The sequence below is a fragment of the Paenibacillus sp. GXUN7292 genome (assembly GCF_050864975.1).
GTDB lineage: Bacteria > Bacillota > Bacilli > Paenibacillales > Paenibacillaceae > Pristimantibacillus.
In genome coordinates this window covers 48,858-55,762 of sequence record NZ_JBOZWO010000040.1, presented here as the reverse complement: position 1 = coordinate 55,762, position 6,905 = coordinate 48,858, and the positions used below count along the sequence as shown (strand labels likewise).

Annotated in this window: 5 protein-coding genes; 2 read left to right on the top strand and 3 right to left on the bottom strand. The window is 43.0% G+C overall.

The window, feature by feature from the left end; genetic code table 11:
* Together ACRRU2_RS23670 and ACRRU2_RS23665 are read right to left on the bottom strand one after the other, a co-directional pair.
* Positions 1 to 341 (bottom strand): hypothetical protein (locus tag ACRRU2_RS23670; protein ID WP_432505480.1); only part of this gene is annotated, 341 nt, incomplete at its 3' end.
* Positions 342 to 564: 223 nt separating this feature from the next.
* A complete protein-coding gene (locus ACRRU2_RS23665; RefSeq protein ID WP_432505478.1) occupies positions 565 to 1,161 on the bottom strand; it encodes a xanthine phosphoribosyltransferase in 597 nt (198 codons plus the stop codon).
* A gap of 196 nt (positions 1,162 to 1,357) precedes the next feature.
* On the opposite strand from ACRRU2_RS23665, the gene ACRRU2_RS23660 reads away from it, so the two are divergent.
* Together ACRRU2_RS23660 and ACRRU2_RS23655 are read left to right on the top strand one after the other, a co-directional pair.
* Entirely contained in the window at positions 1,358 to 1,783 is a 426-nt protein-coding gene (locus ACRRU2_RS23660) for a MerR family transcriptional regulator (protein ID WP_432505476.1), read from the top strand.
* A gap of 55 nt (positions 1,784 to 1,838) precedes the next feature.
* Positions 1,839 to 2,048 (top strand): hypothetical protein, encoded by a 210-nt coding sequence (locus tag ACRRU2_RS23655; RefSeq protein ID WP_432505474.1) that lies wholly within the window; start codon positions 1,839 to 1,841, stop codon positions 2,046 to 2,048.
* Positions 2,049 to 2,625: 577 nt separating this feature from the next.
* Here ACRRU2_RS23655 and ACRRU2_RS23650 read toward each other — a convergent pair.
* A complete protein-coding gene (locus ACRRU2_RS23650) occupies positions 2,626 to 6,642 on the bottom strand; it encodes an S-layer homology domain-containing protein (protein ID WP_432505472.1) in 4,017 nt (1,338 codons plus the stop codon).
* Positions 6,643 to 6,905: the final 263 nt, after the last annotated feature.

Genomic DNA, 6,905 nt, shown 5'->3' with positions numbered 1-6,905 from the left:
CCAAAAATCACGATTGTATATGAAATTTCATACACATTACGCTGAAAAGCCTCGAAAAACACAATTGTATATGAAATTTCATACACATTAACCCGAAACGCCCCAAAAATCACAATTGTATATGAAATTTCATACACATTAACCCGAAACGCTCCAAAAATCACAATTGTATATGAAATTTCATACACATTACGCTGAAACGCCCCAAAAATCGCAATTGTATATGAAATTTCATACACAATAACCCGAATTGCTCCAAAAATCACAATTGTATATGAAATTTCATACACATTAACCAGAAATGCTCCAAAAATCACAATTGTATATGAAATTTCATACACATTACCCCGAAACGCCCCAAAAATCACAAATGTATATGAAATTTCATACAGAATCGGTCCGCGCTACCTCAAAACTACCTCTAGTTAACACATTTCGCGATAGATGGTTTTTTCAACAGCCTGACTATATCTGTTTAAGAGAAAAAAGAGCGAATACCAGGTGATATTCACACGGCTCAATAAAACTTATTGAAACTTATTTTCGGTCCAATTACTCCCTAGCTTACTGACTAACGTCCTCATAGTCCGCTTCCAAAAATTCTATATGGCCTGGTGCCATGGAAACAATTCTCGCTAAAGAATGTACCCGTATGCCCCTTTTTTCTATCAAGCCGCGGCCTTCCTGAAAGCTTTTTTCGATTACACAGCCTATCCCGACAAGCTCAGCACCCGATTCCTCGACAATATCAGCCAGTCCGATAAGCGCTGCCCCAGTAGCTAAAAAGTCATCGATAATTAATACTTTATCCTCTGGGCTCAAATAATTTTGAGACACACTAATTTGATAATCTTCATTTCGCGTAAAAGAATGAACAGGCGCTGTATAAACCTTCTCACTCAGCGTAACTGCCTTCTTCTTTTTTGCATAAATAAAGGGTACTTTAAGCGCAATGGCTGTTGCCATTGCAAATTGAATGCCGCTCGCCTCAATTGTAACAACCTTCGTAATCGTTTCATTGCCAAAAATACGTCCGAATTGCTGCCCGATTTCAACCGCTAGCTCCGTATCGACCTGGTGATTAAGAAACGCATCCACCTTGAGCACCTTATCGGATAAAATCAGCCCTTCTTGGCGTATTCTCTCTTCAAGTAATTTCATGTGATTTGTTCGCCCCTTTGATAAAATAAAAATAAGGCCATATTCCGGCAATGATACCAGTCTAGTTTAGCTCATCCTGTAATTCTACAGGATCAATTTCAGCGCTTCAACAGTAAAATTTTCAACTTACAAGACGAATTAACTATTGACCCTGCACCTTGGTTCAGGGTTCATAATGAGAAAAGGAGGGCGGGAGATGATCAATCTGACCATTAGCGAATTAGCAAAACTATGTAACGTTAACGTTGCAACCGTTAGATATTATGAAAAAAGAGGATTAATAGCGACTCCGCCCCGAACGGAAGCCGGATACCGCATGTTCTCTCTCGAAACCGCAGCAGACATTAAATTAATTAAGCTTGCACAGGACTTAGGATTTACACTTGAAGAAATTAAAACCATTCTAGTGATTTATAAGACAGAGCATTACTTTCCAACAACGGATATGTATCGATTCGCCAAGAGCAAAATAAAAGAAATTGAAGAAAAAATAAATCAACTGAACAATCTCAAATTCCTACTTGAGAAAGCTGTGAATGATTCAGACTCAGCGCTGCCGCCTCCTAAACCATTATGTCCATTGATGAAAATATTATCTGAAGGAGAGGGTAAAAATAGCTAAAAAAGTAGAAATTTTCACTGCCAGTTCATATTTATGCGATGACGTCGTTAGCCGAGTGCAAGGAATTGTATGTAAGCGATGTGAGGTTATTGTTTATGACTTAAACAAGCTGAATGTGACCGCTGATGCCAAAGAAAAGGCTGCCAACTATGGCATACAATCTGTTCCGTCAATTGTGGTAGATGGGAAACAAGAAGATATTGAGCTGTTGAAAAAAAACAACTTGCTGCATCAATGGTTTCGTAAAAAAGCCGTTGATCAATGAAAAAGCAACCAGCTTCACTCTTGTCGAGGCTGGTTGTCTTTTAACTTGCCTATCTGCTTAATACGACACTATTACTTTCCTCAATCCACATCACCTTCAACTCGAGCTGTTGGGCAAGAATAAGTATGGATGTAAGCCTTATTTTTGAATTTTTTAAAGTGTATCGCTTCATCCTCAGTCTCTTATTCACCGCCTCTCCTAGCTGGTCAGTCGTTCCGTTATTTCGCCCAAAATCGCCGTTTTGAGGCGGCAAAGTGACACACGTTCCGTTATTGACCAATAAATCGCAGAAAAAGGTTAGTAACGTTATACCTGTCTACAATAAATAACTCCACTCATTTACGGCCAAAAAAGTAGCTCACCGAGCATTAAAATATTTTTCATTTTAGTTCTCCCTATGTAATTTTAAAAAGCTTACCATATAAATATAATACGCGGATCTTTGTTTTTAAGATTGCAACGCAAAGCCTGTCCCGCTTCTTATTTAATATAAGCTTAGGTAGAAATCACGCTATCTGTAAATACCAAAAGATCCACCCGCTCAAAGCAGGTGGATCTGTGCATGAAATATAGTTAATTACTTCAACATTCTAATGATAAGCGCAACCGCTTCCGCTCTGGTGATTGACTCATTCGGAGCCAGCAAAATGCCTTTCTGTCCTCCGCGGCCTTCAATAAGCCCTTCTTTCACAGCAGCTATGAACTCCCCAAATGCCCACTTCGGAACATCATTCGCATCTGCAAATTCAAGCGTTCCATGCGGATCAATCGGCAGCTGTAAACCTCGCACAACCATAACGATAGCTTCCGATCTCGTCATTTGTTTTGCCGGACGGAATGTGTTGTCATGAAATCCGCCTATGATCCATCTTTTCACAAGACTTGCTACATAAGGCTTAGACCACGCCGGAATTGCATTAGTATCGGCAAATAAAAGGTTGTCCTCATCGCCTTCTAACTGCAAGGCACGGGCAAGCATCGCGGCAAATTCCATTCGTGTTACTTCGCGATCTGGACGGAACGTTCCATCTGCGTATCCATTTACAATCCCCCGTTTAATCGCTTGCCGGACAAGTTCATTCGACCAATGACCCGAAATATCTGTAAACGAGAGCGTTGGCTCCTGCGGAGGCTCTGGCTGTTCGGGTTGTTCAGGTTGTTCAGGTTCTTCAGACTGTTCTGGTTGTTCAGGCTGCTCTGGAACGTTAGGAATATACGGATATTCCGGTGTGCTTGGCTGGCCATTGCTTTCGGTAACAGTCATCACAAATGGCTCTGATTCAACCGAGACGCCATCAAGCGTTACTTGGACTGTAATTTGCACAGTGCCAGCGCGTTTAGCCTGCACATTCCCTGCACTGTCGACCGCTGCAACGGACGGATTACTGCTCGTATAAACTTTTTTAGCACCAGTAAGCTCTCGTGTTGTCCGGCCTTTTTCAAGTATGCCTGTTAAAGAAAGCTTTATTTCTTTGCCCGCTTCGATCTGGGCGGCTTCTGCCGAAACTTGTACACCCGTCAGCTTTAGCAGCAGCTCTGGAATCGTATACCTATACAGATTCGGACTCTCTGGCTCGGTGAACATATAAAAGTTACCGAAATCGTCCTGCGCCAGTTTACGAGCACCGGTCGCTAAAACAGTCACTTCTTTTGTCTGTGCATCTACTTTGAAGAAATGACCTCCAACTGTGGCATAGACGTTACCGTCGCTCCCTGTTTCCATAGAGCCGTCAATCCATCTTCCAGCTGCGTTCGGAAAGGCGTTATTGCTGTAAATGACTTGCTTTGTATCGATATCAAAAATAAACAATGCCCCGTTAGCAAGCCCCCACACATTTCCGTCAGGGCCAATATGCAGCGCTGTTATCGCCTTTTTACCTGGTACAGGTACGAGTTCAAACACTTTCTTCTTCGCCGATATGTCCCAAACAAACAGTACAGCCTCGCTTGCTGTCGGTACTCCGCCTTGTCCGCCATAAATCGAAGTCCCTCCATAAAGAAGACCATCTTTGTAGGCAAATGACAATATGCTCTGATCTGGAACAACTTCATTATCGGAATAAAGATCGGGCTCTCCGCCGTTTGCCAGATCATAGACAGCCAGCATCCCCCCCAGCATACCGTTTTTTGGAACCGTTCCGACAAACAACTTATTCAAATCTTCTGCGCCTTCAATGGCAAAAGGCCTGTCCTGATTCAAATCCCCCAAGGTGAACAAACGATTTGGATTAAGATGATCAGCATTCGAGCGATTCCACGGCTTATCCGGATCATATTCGTAAATGCTGGCGTTAGGATAGATTCCGAGGTACAGCTTGTTATGAATGGATGTCAACCCTTCACCTTGGCCAATACCATCCAAGTACATACTTTCTCCTGACGACGGTGTATAGACACCCAAATTTCCTTGTAAGTATCCTGCCGTATAAATTTTACCATCAGGCCCTTTCGTAATTTCATGAATGTTTACAGGCTCCGCTGGCACTTGTACATCGGTCAGCTTTACCTTACCTGTTTCAAGATTATATTTATACAGCTTACCTGAATTACCGGACAATCCAACCAAGCTATACCCTGGGAAGCCTTCTTCATTCAACTGAACAAATTCATAAGCAATGGCAGCGCCTTCAATAGAAGCTCCAAGCGACTTGTACACATTTGAATCCAAATCGTATTCGAACAATTCTCCTCCAGCTCCAGCAAAATATATTTTGCTAGCTATTGGCGATACCGGAGATACGCCCCTCGACAAATTGGTGAACGTTGCTGCAACTACTCCCGTGTCCCCATTCCTCGTCTCAATCAATTCGCCGCTTGTGATATCGATAACGAATGTTTCGTTCGCATTGTTCGCTTCTTTACGGGCAAATAGCTTGCCTCCTGCAATGTTCAGGTCGTATACGGATACAATATTTTCAAAGCCTTCAGGCAGCAGATCCCTCTTTGCTCCAGTCGAAAGATCATATTCTAAAAGGCGTGGTACATTGCCTACACCTGCATAGATTTTATGATGCTCCTCGTCGTAGGCAACAACGCGCGTCCAACGCTCACCTGAGGTCAATTTCGACATCGTTCCATAATCCTCAAATTCGTTCAATGCAGGATTATATGCGTACAAATGAGCTGTCGGATACGTGCTGCCGTACATGATGCCGTCCTTCCCTGCAGCCATCGGATATAGGACAGAATCCTTGGTAGCGAATGGATGTCCGAGATTCGTCAATTTATTAGCAGCGGGCTCGTATCGATACAGCAAACCTAAATTGTATGCCCCTAAATATACCGCCCCGTCACTAGACATCGTGACCGACCATGCCCCTGACGTATCCGGCATCGGAATGCTGTTCACAACCTTCTCGGTCTCCAAATCTATAACCGTAAATATGGACGGGGCTCCGGCCACTACGGTGTAAATAACGTCGCGCCCTTCGCCATCCTTCCCGATTGCCCCGCGCATTAGTGTTGCTTTTCGGATTTGCGGTCCAAGATCGTCTCCAATTATGCTGATTGCATTTTCCGGAATAGGCTCTTCTATAATTTCATGTTCTCCGCGCAGCAGCTGGACATCATCTATATAATAGGAATACGTCTTCTTATTGCTGCCGGCAAACAGAATTGCTGCATATTGAGCACCTTCCGGTGCTTGGGCGGTTACATACTGATCGAACCAAACGTCCGTAGGACCCGATTTGATGCTCCACGCCTGTTTGCCCATATAGACGTGATCCGCATCAAAAAATCTGACATACATATCCGCAGAACCGTTTTCAATCCAGGTACGAGACTTCGCCGTATAGGTAGCCCCTGCCTCGACTGGAATGAAGTCGCTGATGACATTTAAAAATTTTTCAGGTGTATTCGTCAAATGAAGGCTTTTGCTTCCTTGGCTGTAACGATCGCCAGTCACGTAGAATGACGAAGCATCGTCCGGCTTCGTCTTGCTCCAGCCCGGAATAATACCGTCTTGTACAGGCTGTTCAAAATCACCATTGCCTACTCGCTTCGTAACACTGATCTCATCTACATAGAAACGAAGATCCTTTTTATTTCCTGTTATTAATGACACCTTCAGCTTCTCTCCCCCTGGCTGCACCTTGAACGTCCTTTCGTGGTAGTTCCATTGGTCGTGCCCTGTTGTCGCATTTAAGTAAACGTGGAAGTTCTGCTGCCCCTCACTCTTGACAAGATTGCCATCCCCATCATATACGTATACGTACAAACCTTCCATCGTTCCTGTCTGCAAGAGTACTTCTGCAGAAAGCGTATATTCTGTATTCTCTTCTATGTCTATGAAATCCGACTCCATGTTGATTGCTTTATTTCCTGCTTTCAGGCTAGCCAACAAACTTTGGCTCCCTGCTTTGGCCTCATCGCCCGCTAGCGTTGGCTCGCCGGATATAATTGTCCAATTTGGAATTTGTTCCCCTTCTTTTGGTTCCTTCTCAAAACCAGCATTTGCAATTGACAAGCTGGATTTCGGAATCAGTTCAGCTTCAGCTAGAACCTTCTCTTGGGGTACCCCCATGAAAGAAAGCGTTAACAATAAGAAGCATAAAAATAAACTTACTCCTCTTCTTACTTGTTTGTTGTACAAAATCGATTCCTCCTTAGGAAAAAAAGTCTTATAATTCAAAAAACCTGTATACGTGTATAATACATGTATACAGGTTGTAATAAAGTTCGTCAAGGCATAATTTGTAGAATGAGTCAAAATAACTAATATTTTCATTTCTCGGTTCATGCAGCTGTGCTTGGATCCCTATCATATATTTTCACTTTACCGCTAACAGAAAAAGGCGAAGATTATATTTAATCCTCGCCTTCTTCTTTGTTCTCGGCTCAATAATGAGCAATTAT